General features: G+C 72.6%; 16 protein-coding genes and 1 other RNA gene. 3 read left to right on the forward strand and 14 right to left on the reverse strand.

What is annotated here, in order from left to right; translation table 11 throughout:
• Positions 1-127 precede the first annotated feature (127 nt).
• The 3 genes from H291_RS0101955 to H291_RS0101965 form a co-directional block, all read right to left on the reverse strand.
• On the reverse strand, positions 128-1,753 hold the full coding sequence (locus tag H291_RS0101955) for an N-acyl-D-amino-acid deacylase family protein (RefSeq protein ID WP_232215956.1): 1,626 nt from the start codon (positions 1,751-1,753) through the stop codon (positions 128-130).
• On the reverse strand, positions 1,750-3,597 hold the full coding sequence (locus H291_RS0101960) for a beta-N-acetylhexosaminidase (protein WP_084467624.1): 1,848 nt from the start codon (positions 3,595-3,597) through the stop codon (positions 1,750-1,752). Before H291_RS0101960 ends, H291_RS0101955 begins: the two co-directional genes overlap by 4 nt.
• A 118-nt stretch (positions 3,598-3,715) precedes the next feature.
• Complete coding sequence (locus H291_RS0101965; RefSeq protein ID WP_020013297.1) at positions 3,716-5,596, reverse strand: propionyl-CoA synthetase; 1,881 nt, start codon at positions 5,594-5,596, stop codon at positions 3,716-3,718.
• A gap of 148 nt (positions 5,597-5,744) precedes the next feature.
• Between H291_RS0101965 and H291_RS28265 the strand changes: the two genes are divergently transcribed.
• A complete protein-coding gene (locus H291_RS28265) occupies positions 5,745-6,437 on the forward strand; it encodes an SRPBCC family protein (protein WP_157236657.1) in 693 nt (230 codons plus the stop codon).
• Between the two features lie 132 nt (positions 6,438-6,569).
• Here H291_RS28265 and ssrA read toward each other — a convergent pair.
• The 5 genes from ssrA to ftsE form a co-directional block, all read right to left on the reverse strand.
• Positions 6,570-6,938: a transfer-messenger RNA gene (gene ssrA, locus H291_RS33145) on the reverse strand.
• A 129-nt stretch (positions 6,939-7,067) separates the two neighbouring features.
• Positions 7,068-7,550: an SsrA-binding protein SmpB gene (gene smpB / locus H291_RS0101975; protein WP_020013299.1), complete on the reverse strand. Its 483-nt coding sequence runs from the start codon at positions 7,548-7,550 to the stop codon at positions 7,068-7,070.
• Between the two features lie 90 nt (positions 7,551-7,640).
• Entirely contained in the window at positions 7,641-9,011 is a 1,371-nt protein-coding gene (locus H291_RS0101980) for a M23 family metallopeptidase (RefSeq protein WP_020013300.1), read from the reverse strand.
• The gene (gene ftsX / locus H291_RS0101985) at positions 9,011-9,922 is read right to left on the reverse strand and encodes a permease-like cell division protein FtsX (RefSeq protein ID WP_020013301.1); all 912 of its coding nucleotides are present in this window, start codon (positions 9,920-9,922) and stop codon (positions 9,011-9,013) included. Before ftsX ends, H291_RS0101980 begins: the two co-directional genes overlap by 1 nt.
• 2 nt (positions 9,923-9,924) lie before the next feature.
• Complete coding sequence (ftsE, locus tag H291_RS0101990) at positions 9,925-10,701, reverse strand: cell division ATP-binding protein FtsE (RefSeq protein WP_020013302.1); 777 nt, start codon at positions 10,699-10,701, stop codon at positions 9,925-9,927.
• A gap of 198 nt (positions 10,702-10,899) precedes the next feature.
• On the opposite strand from ftsE, the gene H291_RS0101995 reads away from it, so the two are divergent.
• Entirely contained in the window at positions 10,900-11,943 is a 1,044-nt protein-coding gene (locus H291_RS0101995; RefSeq protein ID WP_020013303.1) for an NAD(P)-dependent alcohol dehydrogenase, read from the forward strand.
• A gap of 56 nt (positions 11,944-11,999) precedes the next feature.
• Here the strand turns inward: H291_RS0101995 and prfB are convergent, their stop codons facing one another.
• The 3 genes from prfB to H291_RS0102010 form a co-directional block, all read right to left on the reverse strand.
• On the reverse strand, positions 12,000-13,109 hold the full coding sequence (gene prfB / locus H291_RS0102000) for a peptide chain release factor 2 (protein ID WP_026365298.1): 1,110 nt from the start codon (positions 13,107-13,109) through the stop codon (positions 12,000-12,002).
• A 69-nt stretch (positions 13,110-13,178) separates the two neighbouring features.
• Complete coding sequence (locus tag H291_RS0102005; protein WP_020013305.1) at positions 13,179-13,592, reverse strand: ankyrin repeat domain-containing protein; 414 nt, start codon at positions 13,590-13,592, stop codon at positions 13,179-13,181.
• A 50-nt stretch (positions 13,593-13,642) separates the two neighbouring features.
• Positions 13,643-14,119, reverse strand: a complete 477-nt coding sequence (locus tag H291_RS0102010; RefSeq protein ID WP_020013306.1) for a hypothetical protein — start codon at positions 14,117-14,119, stop codon at positions 13,643-13,645.
• 285 nt (positions 14,120-14,404) lie between these two features.
• Here H291_RS0102010 and H291_RS0102015 point away from each other — a divergent pair, with 285 nt between their 5' ends.
• Positions 14,405-15,724: an endo-1,4-beta-xylanase gene (locus H291_RS0102015; RefSeq protein ID WP_020013307.1), complete on the forward strand. Its 1,320-nt coding sequence runs from the start codon at positions 14,405-14,407 to the stop codon at positions 15,722-15,724.
• A gap of 158 nt (positions 15,725-15,882) precedes the next feature.
• On the opposite strand, the gene H291_RS0102020 is transcribed toward H291_RS0102015, so the two are convergent.
• From H291_RS0102020 to H291_RS0102030, 3 genes are all read right to left on the reverse strand, one after another.
• Complete coding sequence (locus H291_RS0102020; protein WP_232215957.1) at positions 15,883-16,380, reverse strand: pilus assembly protein; 498 nt, start codon at positions 16,378-16,380, stop codon at positions 15,883-15,885.
• A 95-nt stretch (positions 16,381-16,475) separates the two neighbouring features.
• The gene (locus tag H291_RS0102025) at positions 16,476-16,856 is read right to left on the reverse strand and encodes a TadE/TadG family type IV pilus assembly protein (RefSeq protein WP_020013309.1); all 381 of its coding nucleotides are present in this window, start codon (positions 16,854-16,856) and stop codon (positions 16,476-16,478) included.
• On the reverse strand, positions 16,853-17,038 hold the full coding sequence (locus tag H291_RS0102030) for a hypothetical protein (RefSeq protein ID WP_020013310.1): 186 nt from the start codon (positions 17,036-17,038) through the stop codon (positions 16,853-16,855). Before H291_RS0102030 ends, H291_RS0102025 begins: the two co-directional genes overlap by 4 nt.
• Positions 17,039-17,078 lie beyond the last annotated feature (40 nt).

Raw genomic sequence — 17,078 nt, forward strand, 5'->3', positions numbered from 1 at the left:
GGGCGGGACCGCGTTCCCCTTCGAGGCCTAAGTTTCTTCGCTTTCCAGCGCTCGAAAGCGAAGAAACTTAGGCCTCGAAGGGGATGGGGCCAGACGAACGGGCGCGGGTCAGACGAACTGCCGCCGGTCAGCCGACGGCGGGGCGCAGCCCCCGGCCCGGCGTCGCGCCCGTGAGCTCTCCGCCCGCGAGCACGGGCACGCCGCCCACGAGCACGTCCTCGATGCCGACGGCGGGGGTGCGCGGGTGCTCGTACGTGGCCTCGTCGCGGACGGTGCCGGGGTCCACGAGCACGAGGTCCGCGACGGCGCCGGGCGCGAGCTCGCCGCGGCCCGCGAGGCGGAACCGCCGGGCGGCCCGGGCCGACAGGTGCTGGGCCGCGTCCCACCAGGTCCACGACCCGCGCCGCACGTGCTCGTCGAGGAACCGGGCGAAGGCGCCCCAGCCGCGCGGGTGCGGCTGCCCGCCCCAGTAGATCGAGTCCGAGCCGGCGAGGTGCGCGTCGTGCTCCGCGAGCGTGCGCACCGACTCGGGCGAGTTGGTGGGCGGCTGCGCGAACACGCAGCTCGCGCGCAGCGCGGTGGTCGTCAGGACCTCGACCACGGTGTCGGGGGCCGACCGCCCGAGCCGCGCGGCGACGTCGGGCAGGGTCAGGCCCTCGGCCCACTTCATACCGGGCACGGACGCGAACGTGATGCGCGGCCAGAGGTCCGTCAGTCCGGCGAAGTGCTCGGCCAGGCGCCCGGCGAGGGCGGGGTCGCGCAGGGCGGCGACGGTCGCGGCGGCGTCCGCCAGGGGCAGCCAGGTGGGCAGGGAGACCATCGACAGGATGGAGCAGCCGCGCAGGTAGGGGTACGAGTCGTAGGTCAGGTCGTGGTCCGCGGCGCGCGCCGCCTCGATCTGCTCCAGCAGCTCCTGGGCGGGGCCGTGCAGGTGCGAGACGTGCGTGGCGACGCCGGACGCGCGCGCGATGCGCAGCAGCTCCGCCAGCCCCTCGACGCCCCGGTCCTCGTACCCGCGCATGTGGCTCACGTGCGGCAGCCCGCGGGCGGCGGCACCCCGGGCGAGCGCGACCAGCTCGCGCTCGTCGGCGTAGGCGGCCGGCACGTACTCCAGGCCGGTCGAGAAGCCGCAGGCGCCGTCGTCCAGGGCCTGTTCGAGCAGGGTGACCATCGCGGCGATCTCCGCGTCGGACGCCGGGCGCTGTGCCGCGCCGAGCACCCGGTAGCGCAGCGTGCCGTGCGGCGCGAGGTAGGCGACGTTCACCGGGACCGTGCGGTGGTAGGTCGTCAGGAGGTCGCCCACCGAGCCGCCCGCGAACACGGGGTGGTCCCCGTCGATCGCGGCGAAGTACGTGCTCGCCCAGTCGTAGGTGGCGCGGTCGGACGGCGCGAAGGACACGCCGTCCTGCCCCGCGACGACGGTGGTGATGCCCTGCCGGAGCAGCGCGAGCTGGACGTCCGGGCGGAAGACGGCGGCCTCGGCGTGGGTGTGCGCGTCCACGAACCCGGGCAGGGCGAGGCGGCCGTGGGCCTCGAAAACGGCGGTGCCTGGCGCGGCGGTGCCTGGCGCGGCGGTGCCTGGCGCGGCGGCGCCTGGCGCGGCGGTGTCCGGGCCGGCCGTCGCCGGGCCGGTGTCGCCCGCCCGCGTGATCGCGGCGATGCGGCCGCGCGCGACGTGCAGGTCCACGAGTCCCGACAGGGACCCGTCGGGCTGCGGCAGCCGGGCGCCGCGCACCAGGACCGTGCCGGTCACGTGTCGCTCGCCGGCGTCCACTCGGGCAGGTTCTCGGCGCCGCCGTCCTCCCGCCAGCCGCCGAGCCCGGCCCAGCCGCCGACGGCGGTCTCCGCCGCCAGGTCGCGCGGGTAGCCCTGCACGCCGGGGCGGGTCTGCCAGGGGTGCGGGCCGGCGAGCGGCCGGTACTCGACGCCGTACGCGTCGAGCCGGGGCAGGTGGTGCCGCTCCAGGCGCTCCAGGAACTCCTTGGACCGCTCGGAGCCCGGCTCCCGGGCCGCCTGCGGGGACCACGCGACCTCCGCGAACGCGGCCAGCCGCGGGTAGGTCGCGTAGTCGACCCGCCGTGCGCTGTCGAGGTGCTCGGTCCACACCTGCGCCTGGGCGCCGAGCAGCCGTCCCTGACGGTGGTCGGCCGCGGCCGCACCGCCGCTGGTCGAGCTTGTCGAGACCTGGGTCTCGACAAGCTCGACCAGCGAAGAGGGCGGCTCGACCAGTCCGGGCGGGAACGGGTCGAAGGAGTAGACGTCCTCGATCGTGCGCAGGAAGCCGACCGGGATGGGCTCGGCCGGATGGTCGCCCGCGCGGTGGTCGAGGTAGACGACCTGCTCGGGCGCCATCACCACGTCGTGCCCCGCCGCGAGCGCCGCCGCTCCCTGGGCGTACCCGCGCCAGGAGGTGACGACGACGTCGCGCGGCAGCATGGGCGAGACGGCCTCGTCCCAGACGACGGCGCGGCGGCCGGCGGCGGACACGTGCTCGGCGAGCCGGGCGACGAACCAGCCGTGCAGCAGCCCGACGTCGACGGTGCCACCGGCGTCGAACAGCCCCAGCGCCCGGGCGCGCTCGACGATCTGCGGCGACTCGCGCCAGAGGGTCGGCGGCACCTCGTCGCCGCCGAGGCCGATCCAGGGCGAGTCGAAGACGTCCAGCACCTCGTCCAGCACGTGCCGGAAGAACGCGAGCGAGCCCTCGGACGGGTCGAGCACGTCCTGGCTGATGCCCCAGGTGGTGCGCACGCCGCTGCGGTCCTTGCGCGTGCCGAGCTCGGGGTAGGCGGCGACGGCGGCCTCGACGTGGCCGGGCACGTCGATCTCGGGTATCACGGTGATCCCGCGGTCGCGGGTGTAGGCGACGATCTCGCGCAGGTCGTCCTGCGTGTAGAAGCCGCCGTGGGGTCGGCCGTCGCGGGAGCCGGTGCGCCAGGTGCCGACGGTGGACTCGCGGCGCCACGCGCCGGTGCGCGTCAGTTCCGGGTAGCGGTCGATCTGCACCCGCCAGCCCTGGTCGTCGGTGAGGTGGAGCTGGAGCACGTTGAGCCGGTGGGCGGCGGCCAGGTCGACGAACCGCAGCACGTCGTGCTTGGGCAGGAAGTGCCGGGCGACGTCGAGCAGCACCCCGCGCCACTCGAACCGGGGGTGGTCCTCGACGCGGACGGCCGGCAGCGCGGGAAGCGTGCCGGCGGTCCGGTAGTCCGCGGGCGCGCGGCGGAACGCCGACGGGCCGGCGAGCTGGCGCAGGGTCTGCGCGGCGGCGTGGGCACCGGCGAGGTCGGCGGCCTCGACCCGCACCGTGGCGGTTCCCGGCGTCGCTCCGGTGCCCGACGGCGCCTCGCGCACCTCGATCCGGTAGCCCCCGGCGGGCAGGTCGGCCGCGAGCGCGAGGACGACGTCGGCGGGCCCGTCGGTCACCGGCACCAGGTCGATGCCGTACGCCTCCTCGGTGACCCGGCGCCACCAGCGCGCGGCGGGGCGCAGGGCGGGGTCGGCCGCGACGCGCGCGCCGTCGGTGAGCAGCACCGAACCGCCCGGCGCCTGCGTCGACGCAGGCAGGGGAACAAGGCCAGGACCTCCGGGCTGGTGCACGCCGGACACCCTAGCGCGACGCTCCGTTCACCCGCGGCGGGACGCGGTGAACGTAGGCTCCGTCGCTCTCTGCGCCCTCATGAGCCGACCAACCCTACGTTCAACGCCCCGGCGAGAGTTACTCGCGGCGGAGGATTGGCTTCAGGGCCGTCAGCACCGAGGGGTCCTCGATCGTCGACGGGACCGTCGGGTGCTCGCCATCGGCGAGCTGGCGCATGGTGCGCCGCAGGATCTTGCCCGAGCGGGTCTTCGGCAGGCCGGCCACGATCTCGACGTCCTTGAACGCGGCGACGGGGCCGATCTGGTCGCGGACTGCGGCGACGAGCTCGGCCGCGACGCCCTCGGGGTCCACCCCGGCCTTGAGCACCACGAGCCCGCGCGGCACCTGGCCCTTGAGCGCGTCGGCCGCCCCGATGACGGCGCACTCGGCCACGGCGGGATGACCGGCCAGGACCCCCTCGATCGCCCCGGTCGACAGGCGGTGCCCGGCCACGTTGATGACGTCGTCGGTGCGGCCCATCACGTAGACGTAGCCGTCGGCGTCCACGTAGCCGCCGTCGCCGGACAGGTAGTAGCCGTCGAAGGCGGCGAGGTAGGACGAGACGTACCGGGCGTCGTCGCGCCACAGGGTCTGCAGCGTGCCGGGCGGCAGCGGGAGGCGCAGGGCGAGGCTGCCCTCCTGGTTCGGTCCGGCGACCGAGCCGTCGGGCAGCAGCACCTGCACGTCGAAGCCCGGCACGGGCACCGACGGCGAACCGGGCTTGGTGGGCATCGGGTCGAGCCCGCGCAGGTTGGCCACGACGGCCCACCCGGTCTCGGTCTGCCACCAGTGGTCGACGACGGGCACGCCGAGGATCCGGCCGGCCCACTCGTAGGTGCCCGGGTCGAGCCGCTCCCCCGCGAGGAACAGGTGCCGCAGCGAGCTGGTGTCGTGGGCGGCCACGAGGACGCCCTCGGGGTCCTCCTTCTTGATGGCGCGGATGGCGGTCGGCGCGGTGAACAGCGCCTCGACCCGGTGGTCGGCGACGACGCGCCAGAACGCGCCGGCGTCGGGCGTGCCGACCGGCTTGCCCTCGTAGAGCACCGTGGTGGCGCCCGCGATCAGCGGCCCGTAGACGATGTAGGAGTGCCCGACCACCCAGCCGACGTCGGACGCCGTCCACCACACCTGGCCCGCCTCGATGTCGTAGATGTTCCGCATGGACCAGGCCAGGGCCACGGCGTGCCCGCCGTTGTCGCGCAGGATGCCCTTGGGCTTCCCCGTGGTGCCCGACGTGTAGAGGATGTAGAGCGGGTCGGTGGCCGCGACCTCGGCGCACGGAGCCGGGTTGGTGCGTCCGGCGTGCATCGCGGTGGCCCAGTCCAGGTCGCGCCCGTCGACGAGGGTCGCCTCGGCCTGCGGCCGCTGCAGCACCACGCACGACGCGGGCTCGTGGTCGGCCAGCTCCAGCGCCCGGTCCAGCAGCGGCTTGTACTCCACGACGCGGCTCGGCTCGATGCCGCACGAGGCGGACACGACGACCCGGGGCTGGGCGTCGTCGATCCGCACGGCCAGCTCGTTCGCCGCGAACCCGCCGAACACCACGGAGTGCACCGCGCCCAGACGCGCGCAGGCCAGCATCGCGACGACCGCCTCGGGCACCATCGGCATGTAGATCACCACGCGGTCGCCCTGCTCGACGCCGAGGTCGCGCAGGGCGCCGGCGAACGCCGCGACGTCCTGCAGCAGGGTGGCGTAGGTGAACGACTGGGTGGTGCCGGTGACCGGGCTGTCGTAGATCAGCGCGGTCTGGTCGCCGCGGCCCGCGATCACGTGCCGGTCGAGCGCGTTGTAGCAGGTGTTCAGACGGCCGTCGGGGAACCAGCGGTAGAACGGCGGGCTGTCGGCGTCGGGCACCCGGGTGGGCTTGTGGAACCACGAGACGAGAGCCGCCTGCTCGCCCCAGAAGCCCTCGGGGTCGCTGATGCTGCGCCGGTAGACGTCCGCGTAGTCGGCCATGTGGTGCCCTTCCGCTCCGGCTCACGGACCCCGGTGCCCGCGCCGCTGCCAGTCTGCCACGGAGCCGTCCGCGCGGTCCGGGACGAATCCCGATCGCGTCGGGACGTTCGGCCCTGGGGGCCCGACGGCGGCCGTGGTGTGGTGGGACATGGCCGGGAGTCGAGGGACCTGGGTCGCGGGCACCGTCCTCGCGGCGGCGGTCGCGGGCGCCGTCACCACCCGGGCCCGGCTGCGGAACTGGGGCGCGACGCCGGAGGAGGTGGCCGGCCCCCTGCCCGGCGACGAGTACCTGACGGCGGACTCCAGCTCCACGCGGGCCATCGCCGTCACCGCTCCGAGCTCCGACGTCTGGCCGTGGCTGGTCCAGCTCGGCCAGGACCGCGGCGGCTGGTACAGCTACGACTGGCTCGAGGACCTGTTCGGCCTGGACATCCACAGCGCCGACGAGGTGCACCCCGAGTGGCAGCACCTGACCGTGGGCAGCCCCGTGCGAGCGACGCCACCGGGCGCGATGGGCATGCCCGACGGCTACGCCTTCCGCGTCGCGCTGGTCGACCCGCCGCATGCGCTGGTGCTGCGCCAGCGTCCGCCCGAGCACCCGTGGAACGCGACCTGGGCGTTCGTGCTGGCCGACGACGGACCCGACCGCTGCTGGCTGCTGGTCCGCAGCCGCTCGACGCGCTCCCCCGGGCTCGCAGGACGCCTGTCCTGGCTGGTCGGCGAGCTGATGGACCCGGTCACGCTGCTGATGACGCGGCGGATGCTGCTCGGCATCCGGGAGCGCGCCGAGCGGGCGCACGCGCGCGGGCTGCCGTCGTCGATGACGCGGCGCCGGGTCTGACGGCGCAGGGTCTGACGGCGCAGCATCTGACGGCGCGGGCTGTCAGCGGCGGCGGACCCGACGACGTCGTCGGGGGAAGACAGCCGGACAAGACAAAGGAGTCCCCGCCTCGACGAGGCGGGGACTCCTGATCCGTGGAGCTGCCGGGAATCGAACCCGGGTCCGGTATCGGTTTTCGAGGACTTCTCCGGGCGCAGTCTGCTATGGATTTTCTCGGCCCCCGCGCTCGCGCAGACACGTTCGCGGACAGGCCCAGCCATCTAAGTGTTCCCGTAGCCCCGATGACGAGAGCTACGAGCAGAGGCTTCCTAGATGACGCCGGCTACTGGGACGGAAGCGTCTCCCAGGCCGACGGAGTTCGGGCTCGCTCAGGCGGCGAGGGCGAACTCGTTGCGCGAGTTATCGGCAACTATTGGTTTACAGGCATCGTTTACGAGATAAGCCTGCATCCTCGGCCCGCTTCTCCTCGAAGCACGACCACCGTCGAAACCGATCAGCCCCTATGGATTTTTCAACGTGCCCCGCGCGAGCTACGCCCGTGCGGAACGCTTCCAGCCTAGTTGATCAACACGCTGTTGGGGAACGTTATTTCCGCAACAGTGCGTCGAGCCCTGCGAGCTCGGGCTCATGTCACCCGAGCATCTCCTTGTGCCGGATCGCCCGCTGCGCCTCGCGCATGTCCTGCTGCTCGCGCAGCGTCTGGCGCTTGTCGTACTCCTTCTTGCCTCGCGCGAGCGCGATCTCGACCTTGGCGCGGCCGTCCAGGAAGTACAGCGACAGCGGGATGAGGGTGTGCCCCTTCTCCCGGGACTTCGACTCCAGGCGCGCGATCTCCTCGCGGTGCAGCAGCAGCTTGCGCCGGCGCCGCGGCGCGTGGTTGTTCCACGTGCCCTGGAAGTAGGCGGGGATGTGCACGTTCTCGAGCCACGCCTCGCCGCGGTCGATGGCGGCGTAGCCGTCGGTCAGGGACGCGCGCCCCATGCGCAGCGCCTTGACCTCGGTTCCCGAGAGCACCAGTCCGGCCTCGAAGACGTCCTCGATCACGTAGTCATGACGGGCCTTCTTGTTGTTCGCCACGATCTTGCGCGGATCGTCGACCTTCTTCTTGGCCATGGTCTCCCTCCGGGTTCTGCGGGCGCGTGCTACCCCCAGCGGGCGGCGCGACGCCCCAGTTTACGCGCCCGGCCGGTCGGGACCAGGCTTTTACAGCCAGGTCATCGGGTCCACGGTCGAGCCGTTGATGTACAGCTCGAAGTGCAGGTGGCACGCCGTCGACGTGCCCGTGGTGCCCGAGTAGCCGATGAGCTGACCGCGCGAGACGCGCTGCCCCGCCGAGACGGCGAACGACGTGAGGTGGTTCGAGCTCGACATCACGCTCTTGCCGCTCGACGTGTAGCCGTGGTCGATCAGCACCTGGTTGCCCAGGCCGGCCAGGGTGCGCGCGTACAGCACCGTGCCGTCCGCGGCGGCCAGGATCGGGGTGCCGCAGTACGCCCGGAAGTCGGTGCCGGCGTGCAGGCGGGAGTAGTTCAGCACCGGGTGGAACCGCATGCCGTACGACGAGGTGATGAAGGGGTTCGCCGTCGGGTAGCTGAGGAACGACATGGTCCCGGACGAGCCCTTGCTGCCCCCGCCCCCGGACGAGCCGCCGCCACCGGAGGAACCGCCCGAGGAGCCCTGCTCGGCCTGCCGCTCGGCGAGACGCTTGTCCCGCGCCTTCTGGTCGCGGATGATCGACTTCAGGTCCGACTCGATGGAGCTGAGCTCCTGCTCGTTGGACTGCATGTTCGCGAGGGCGGCGTCCTTGCGCTTCTCGATGCGTGCCTTGAGCCGCTCCTGCTCGCGGATCAGGCGCTCGATCTCGGCCTTGCGCTCGACCGCGGCCTGCTTGGCCTGCTCCTTGGACCGCACGTTCTCGTCCGCGAGGCGCTTGAGCTCGGTGACCACCTCGCGGATCGCCGTCAGGCGCGCCTGGAGGTTGCGGGCGGTCGCCTCGGCGTCCTGCAGCTCGGCGAGCGTGCGCGCCCGGATCCGGGCGGCCGACGACGACACCGAGTACCCGTCGATGAACTCCTCGGTGCTCTGGGCGCCGGTCACCAGGCCGATGGTCGAGGTGCTGCCGGCGCCGCGGAACTCCTCGCGGGCCATCTGCGCGATGTCGTCGCGGGCGCCGTCGACCTTGCCCGAGCCGTCCTGGAGCTGCTGGGTGACCTGGGCCTCCTCGAGCTGTGCGTCCGCGAGACGCTGAGCGAGGATCGCCGCCTCCCGCTCGGCGCGCTGCAGCTCGGCCTCGGCCACCGCGAGCTCGGCCTCCGCGACCGGCAGCCGGCCCTCGACCTGGTCCAGCTCCAGCACGGCGTCCGCCAGCTTGGTGTCCGTGTGCTCCAGCTCGGCCTCGAGGCTCTCGCGCTCCTTCTCCTTGGCCGCCTGCTGGCGCTCCGCGGCGGCGCGGCGGTCGTCGAGGTCGTCGGCCTGCACGGCGGAGGTGCCGCCGAGCAGCAGCACGACCGCGAGCGCCGCGGCGACGGCGCCGCGGCCGGGGACCCTGGAGCGGGGGTTTCGGGGAGTGGACATCAGATCCTCGTGTACCGGTTCAGGGTGAAGAAGGACGAGAGCGCGGCCAGGGCGACCGCCATGATGACGAGCAGCGGCGCGACGCGGAAGACGTCGACCTCGGAGACGTAGGCGACCCAGTCGACCGACCGTTCGAGCCAGTCGCTGACCATGAACCGCACCGCGAGCCAGAGCCCGCCGCCGGCGAGCAGCGAGCCCAGCACGGCCGCCAGGGCGCCCTCCAGGAGGAAGGGGAGCTGGATGAACAGGTTGGACGCGCCGACCAGGCGCATGATCTCGGTCTCCTTGCGCCGGGAGACGGCGCTGAGCCGGATGGTGGTGGTGATCAGCAGGACGGCGGCCAGGAGCATGACGCCGGCCAGCCCGGCCGCGAGCAGGGTGGCCACGTTGAGCGTGCGGAACAGCGGCTCGAAGACGGCCCGCTGGTCCTCGACGATCTCCACGCCGTCGCGCCCGGAGAGCACGTCGCTGACGACGGCGAACTGCTCGGCGTCGGTCAGCTTGAGGCGCAGCGAGGCCTGCATGTCGTCGGCGGTGAGCTGCGTGCCCTGGTAGCCGTCGGGGTAGCGCTCGCTGAAGGCCTCGAAGGCCTGCTGCTTGGACTCGAAGTAGACCTTGCTGACCTGGCTCGACAGCTCGGTGTCGATGACCTGGCGTACGGAGTCGATCTGGTCCTCGGTGGCCTCGCCCGTGGCGCACGTGGGCGACACCGAGCCCTCGGGGCAGAGGAAGACGGAGACCTCGACGAGGTCGTACCAGTCGTCCTTGAGCTTGCCGATCTGGGCCTGCAGCAGGGCGGCGGCGCCGACGAACGTCAGCGACACGAACGTCACGAGCACCACGGCCACGACCATGGTGGTGTTCCGGCGCAGGCCGCTGAAGACCTCGCCGAGCACGAACTGGAAGCGCACGGTCAGGACCCCCGCACCGTCTGGACCGGGGCGCGGGTGCCGCTGCCGGGGGCGTCGAGCACGGGTGAGGCGCCGACGTCGGGCAGGATCGACTCGCGCTCGCCGTAGCCGCCGCGGGCCTCGTCGCGCACGACGACGCCGTCGGACAGCTCGACGACGCGGCGGCGCATCTCGTTGACGATCTCGTCGTCGTGCGTGGCCATGACCACGGTGGTGCCGGTGCGGTTGATGCGGTCCAGCAGGCGCATGATGCCGAGCGACGTGGTGGGGTCGAGGTTGCCGGTCGGCTCGTCGGCCAGCAGGATCTGCGGCCGGTTGACGATGGCGCGCGCGATCGCGGCGCGCTGCTGCTCACCGCCGGAGAGCTCGGTGGGCATCCGCTTGCCCTTGCCCGTCAGGCCGACCATCTCCAGGACCTCGGGAACGGTGTCGCGGATGACGTGCCGCGGCTTGCCGATCACCTGCAGGGCGAACGCCACGTTCTCGTGGACGGTCTTGTTCTGCAGCAGCCGGAAGTCCTGGAACACGACGCCGAGCTGACGGCGCAGCGTGGGCACGCGCCACCCCGAGAGGTTCGCGACGTCGCGGCCGGCCACGTAGACGCGGCCGCGGGTGGGCCGCTGCTCGCGCAGCACCAGCGACAGGAAGGTCGACTTGCCCGACCCGGAGGCCCCCACGAGGAACACGAACTCGCCGCGCTCGACGTCCACGGAGACCTGGTCGAGGGCAGGTCGTGCGCCGCGCGCATAGACCTTCGACACGTTCTCGAACCTGATCACGAGCCCGACCCTAGGTCGGACATCGGCTGGCGTGTCCGGCAGACACGCCGATGGAGTTCACCCCGGCGCACCGAGTTGCTCGCCATATCCGGTCAAAACACTCGGACGTGGCATTTTGCCGAACGGGTAGCCCGCGCCGGACCGGCGCCGATGAGTTCTGATGGAGGAACCGACCCCCGGCGACAGGAGCGTGAGCTGATGCGTGCAGTCGTGTTCGAGAAGTTCCAGACCTTCCCCAGCCTGCGGGAGGTGGACAGGCCGAGCCCCGGCCCGGGCGAGGTGCTGCTGAAGATCGCCGGCTCGGGCGCGTGCCACTCCGACGTCGCGCTCTACAAGGAGTTCGCCGAGGGGCAGCCGGGGGCGTCCGCGCCGCCCTTCGTGCTGGGCCACGAGGCGTCGGGCTGGATCGAGGAGCTCGGTCCGGGGGTCACGGGGTTCACCAAGGGCGACGCGTACCTCGTGTACGGGCCCAACGGGTGCGGGCACTGCAAGGCCTGCTCGCGCGGCCAGGACACGTACTGCGAGAACGCGGCGACCATGCCGTGGGCGGCCACCGGCATCGGGCGCGACGGCGGCATGGCGGAGTACATGGTGGCCCCCGCGCGCAACCTCGTGCCGCTGGGCGACGCCGACCCCGTGGCGGCCGCTCCTCTGGCCGACGCCGGCCTCACGCCGTACCACGCGATCAAGCTGTCGCTGCCGAAGCTGGCGGGCGGCGGAAAGTTCGCGCTGGTCGTGGGCCTGGGCGGGCTGGGGCAGGTGGCCGTGCAGATCCTGACGGCGCTGACCGGCGCCACGGTGATCGCCACCGACATGAAGCAGGACGCGATGGACCGCGCGGCGGCCGCCGGCGCCGTCACCGTGCCCGGCGGGCCGGAGCAGGTGGCGGCGATCCGCGAGCTCACCGGCGGCCGCGGCGTCGACGCCGCCTTCGACCTGGTGGGCGCCGCGCCCACGATCAGGACGGCGCAGGCGTGCCTCGCCCAGCAGGGGCGGCTCACCGTGGTCGGCATCGCCGGCGGGGTGACCGAGTGGAGCTTCTTCACCAACCCGTACGAGGCGGAGATCACCAACACCTACTGGGGCACCGTCGAGGAGCTCTACGAGGTGGTCGCGATGTACCGGGCGGGGCAGATCGTTCCCGACGTCGAGCGGTACACCCTCGACCAGTTCGACGAGGCGTACCGCAAGCTGGAGGCGGGGCAGCTGTCCGGGCGCGCGGTCATCGTGCCGCACGCCTGACCGGGCGCGGGCGGCCGTCCGGGCGCGGCCGTCCGGGCACGGGCGGCCGTCCGGGGTCAGTTCCCCGAGCCGCCGCGGCGCCAGCGGATGCCGGCCTCGATGAAGTCGTCGATGGCGCCGTCGAACACGGCCTGCGGGTTGCCCGACTCGTGCTCGGTGCGCAGGTCCTTGACCATCTGGTACGGCTGCAGCACGTAGGACCGCATCTGGTCGCCCCAGCTGGCCTTGATGTCGCCGGCCATCTCCTTCTTCTTCGCGGCCTCCTCCGCCTTGCGGAGCAGCAGCAGGCGCGACTGGAGCACGCGGTAGGCGGCCGCGCGGTTCTGGATCTGCGACTTCTCGTTCTGCATCGCGACGACGACACCCGTGGGGATGTGCGTCATGCGGACCGCGGAGTCCGTCGTGTTGACGGACTGACCACCCGGGCCCGAGGAGCGGTACACGTCGATCTTGAGCTCGGAGTCCGGGATCTCGATGTGGTCCGTCTGCTCGATGAGCGGGATCACCTCGACCGCCGCGAACGACGTCTGCCGGCGGCCCTGGTTGTCGAACGGCGAGATGCGCACCAGGCGGTGCGTGCCCGCCTCGACCGACAGGTTGCCGAACGCGTAGGGCACGTTGACCTCGAAGGTCGCGGACTTGAGACCCGCCTCCTCGGCGTAGGACGTGTCGCCCACCTTGGTCGGGTAGCCGTGCCGCTCGGCCCAGCGCAGGTACATGCGCATCAGCATCTCGGCGAAGTCGGCGGCGTCCACGCCACCGGCGCCCGCGCGGATCGTCACGACCGCCTCGCGGGAGTCGTACTCGCCGTTGAGCAGCGTGCGGACCTCGAGGGCGGCGAGGTCCTTGCGGATCTTCTCGACCTCCTCCTCGGCCTCGGTCAGCGAGTCGGCGTCCTCCATCTCCTGGCCGAGCTCCACGAGGGTCTCGACGTCGTCGATGCGGGCGGCCAGCTTCTCCACCCGGCTCAGCTCGGCCTGTGCGGCCGACAGCGCGGAGGTGACCTTCTGGCCCTCCTCCGGGTCGTCCCACAGGTTGGGCGCCGACGCCTGCTCCGACAGCTCGGCGATCTTCGCCTCGAGCGCGGTGGGGTCGCTCACGGCCTCGATGGACTCGAGGGTCGTGCGAAGCGCCTTGATCTCTGCGGGAAAGTCGTTGGTGGCCACGATGTTCAAGGTTACCCGCGCATCCCGGTGCCCGACGCCGGAAAATCCCGCGCCGCCCTCAGGCCCGGGTCAGCGAGCCCCCGGCTCGGGCAGCTCACGGCCGAACATCTGCGCGGTCGCGCGGGCGCTGGGCGTCCCCGCGTCCGGGTCGGCGCCGTGCTCGATCAGCACCCGGATCACGTCGGCCTCGTTCTTGAACACGGCGCCCGCGAGCGGTGCCTGGTTGTTGCCGTTGAGCCGGTTCACGTCCGCGCCGCGCTCGGCGAGACCCGCCGTCAGGGCGGCGTGCCCGTGATAGGCGGCGAGCATCAGCAGGGTGTTGTCCGCCTCGTCGGCCAGCTCGACCGGAAGGCCGGCGTCCACGAGGTCCAGGAGCACGTCCGCGCCCTGCCGGGCGAGGTCGAAGATCTGCTCGGGCTCCAGGCGCGTGCCGCCCTGCTCGTTCGCGCCCGGTCCGCCGGTGCTCTGCTCGCTCATGGCCACAACCTAACCCGGCTCGCCGAGCCGGGCCGCGGGTCGTGCTCCAGCAGTGCTCACCAGGCGCGGGCCGTGGACGACGCCGACAGGGGCACCCCGCCGCCGAACGCGTCGGTGAACCAGCGCAGCAGCGGCGGCCGGGACACGGCCGCCAGGGTCACGCGCGCGGACCGCCCGTCCGGCGACGACGCCCCGGTCACCGCCACGGGCAGCCCCGGCGGGTGCTCGGCGAGGTACCGCTCGACGGCGGCACGCACCGCGGCGTCGGACAGCGTGAGCGGGGCGCCCTCGGCCGGTGCCGCGCCGCCCGTGTAGAAGGCGTCCGGGGACATCGCGTCCGCGGCGTCGGCGGCGGCGAGGTCCGCGACGTCGTACAGGGCCTTGCGGTCCAGGTGCACCACGCTCGCCGAGGCGACGACCGCGACGAGCATCAGCGCGAACGCGACGAAGGCCGAGGTCAGGAGCATGATGCGGCCGCTCTCGGGGTCCTCGGGGTCGCGTCGGCAGGCGTCGAGGAGGTCCGCGGGGGTCATCCGCTCATTGTGTCGTCGGACGTGGGGCACGGCTCGGCAAGGGTGTGGACAACTGCCCTGCGAGGGCGGGGACGACGCCGGGAACGGCCGGTCGGCGAGCGCGCGGGCGACGCCGGGAGCGGCTGGTCGGCGCCCTGCCGGGACCTTGGCGGCGATCTGATCGTTTAGATTCGTCCGATCTTCGAAAACGTTTAGCGAAACCCTTGACACCTGGTGGGGGCGTAGAAATCCTTTTCGACGTCCGACGCGCCAACGACGGCACGTCCTACACGAAGGGGATCAACGATGATGACCCGAACGTTCGCCCCACCGCGCCGTGGGCGCACCCTCAGAGCCATCTCGCTCGCCACCCTGGCCGCCGTGGTGCTCAGCACCGGGGTGGCCGTCACCTCGGCCCAGGCCGCCGGCAGCACCCTGCAGGCCGCCGCCGCGGAGTCCGGCCGGTACTTCGGCACGGCGATCGCCGCGAACAAGCTCTCCGAGACGGCGTACACCACCATCGCGAACCGTGAGTTCAACATGGTCACCGCCGAGAACGAGATGAAGCTGGACGCCACCGAGCCCAACCAGAACCAGTTCAACTTCACCAACGGCGACCGCATCGTGAGCTGGGCGCGGAGCAACGGCAAGCAGGTCCGGGGACACACGCTGGCCTGGCACTCGCAGCAGCCGGGCTGGATGCAGAACATGAGCGGCTCCGCGCTGCGGTCCGCGATGCTCAACCACGTGACGCAGGTGGCCACCCACTACCGCGGCCAGATCCACTCCTGGGACGTGGTGAACGAGGCGTTCGCCGACGGATCCTCCGGCGCGCGCCGCGACTCGAACCTGCAGCGCACCGGCAACGACTGGATCGAGGCGGCGTTCCGCGCCGCCCGGGCCGCCGACCCGAACGCGAAGCTCTGCTACAACGACTACAACACCGACAACTGGTCGCACGCCAAGACGCAGGCCGTGTACAACATGGTCCGCGACTTCAAGTCCCGCGGGGTGCCGATCGACTGCGTGGGCTTCCAGGCGCACTTCAACAGCGGGAACCCGGTCCCGAGCAACTACCACACCACCCTCGGCAACTTCGCGGCCCTGGGGGTCGACGTCCAGATCACCGAGCTCGACATCGCGGGCTCCGGGACCTCGCAGGCCGAGCAGTACCGCGGGATCGTCCAGGCCTGCCTCGCGGTGTCGCGCTGCACCGGCATCAGCGTCTGGGGTGTGCGGGACTCCGACTCGTGGCGGTCCGGTGACACCCCGCTCCTCTTCGACGGCAACGGCAACAAGAAGCTCGCCTACAACTACACGCTGGATGCCCTGAACGCGGGCGGCACCGGCAACCCGCCGACCGGCGGGTGCACCGTCACGGTCACCCGGGCCGAGGAATGGTCCGACCGCTTCAACGTCTCGCTCGCGGTCTCCGGCAGCTCGGCCTGGCGCGTATCGGTCCAGCTCCAGGGCAGTCAGAGCCTGCAGAACTCCTGGAACGCCACGGTCTCGGGAAGCACCGGGACCCTGACGGCCGTACCGAACGGGAACGGGAACTCGTTCGGCATCACGCTCTACAAGAACGGGAACACCAACCTGCCGACGGCGACCTGCTCGACCACCTGACGCTCGACCGCCCGACGGGCTGACCCTGGCCCGGACGCGGCCACTCGGCCGTTCGGCCGGTTGGCCGCTCGGCCGAGTGGCCGTGCAGAACGACGGCGGTCCGCACCCCACGGAGGGGTGCGGACCGTCCTCGCACCCGGGGGCCTGACGGACACTCCTCAGTGCCGGATCGCCGCGTACTCGTCGACCGTCCCCGTGCGCGCCGCCTCCACCGGGACGGACAGCGGCACCCAGCCCCGCACGGCCTCCGGCAGCAGGGGCAGGGGTACCTCGACACGGACGACGGCGGCCACGGAACCGCCCGGCGTCAGGCACGGGGACTGCGCGCACTCCAGGACGAGCGTGCCCTCGCCGGGCGCGAAGCCCTGGTCGGTCAGGGCGAGGCGCACCGCGGCGTCGGCCCGGCTGGTGCCGGCGGCCGCGGACTCGGCCGTGACCAGGGCGCGGACCGCGCTCGTCGCGGCGCCCTCGGCGGCGAACGCGCCGGCCTGCACGCGCCCGAGGGTCACCACGAGGTAGACGAGCGGGATCAACAGGATCAGCGCGACGCCGAGGAACTCGACCATCGCGGACCCCTGCTCGCGCGCGGGGTCCGCGGTGCGTGTCCGCCACGCCTGCCGCGCGCGTCGGATCATCCGGCCCCGGGGCGAAGGCATCTCCCCTGAGGAGGTAACGGAGACGTAGCACTGCGCGCTCAGCGTTACCCCCTCGGCCGCGCAACCGTTTCCCCGCGTGCCCCGGCGCGGCCCACTCATCGCTCCACCAGGGCGTGGCCGCGCACCGTGATCGTGCCGGCAGGTCCGAGCAGACCGACCACGGGCAGCGGCGTCCGCACCGTGACCTCGGTGACCGCCACACCGTCGAGCGTGGCGGTGCCGGCGGTCACGTCGCGGGCGTAGTCGCCGGTCAGCGCACCGGCCAGGAGCGCCCGGGTGCGCGCGACACCGTCGGCCGGGCTCCGGTCGGCTCGCGCAGCCACGCGGGCGCCCTCCGCCGCCGCATCGGTCGCGAGCGACCGCACGTGGACGGCGAGCGCCACCTGGACCACCCCGAGCAGGAGCGCCAGGACCAGCACCGACACCAGCAGGAACTCGACCGCCGCGGAGCCGTGCTCCCGCCGGCCGGTGCTCACCCCTGGCCCGTGACGCTGCTGATCGCCTGGCGGAAGGCACCTTCGAGCAGGGGGCCGGCGACGGCCCAGAGCGCCACCACGAGGCCAGCCGTCATAAGAGTTACGAGCACCCAACCCGGCACGTCACCGCGCTCGGTCGCGTGCTCGGCGTGGTCTGTCTCGGTCCCTCGGTCGTCGCGCATGGGGCTTCCTTTCGTCAACGGACTCGTTCGGCCGGTCGGG

It is taken from the genome of Promicromonospora sukumoe 327MFSha3.1 (assembly GCF_000385135.1).
In the GTDB taxonomy this organism is placed as follows: domain Bacteria; phylum Actinomycetota; class Actinomycetes; order Actinomycetales; family Cellulomonadaceae; genus Promicromonospora; species Promicromonospora sukumoe_B.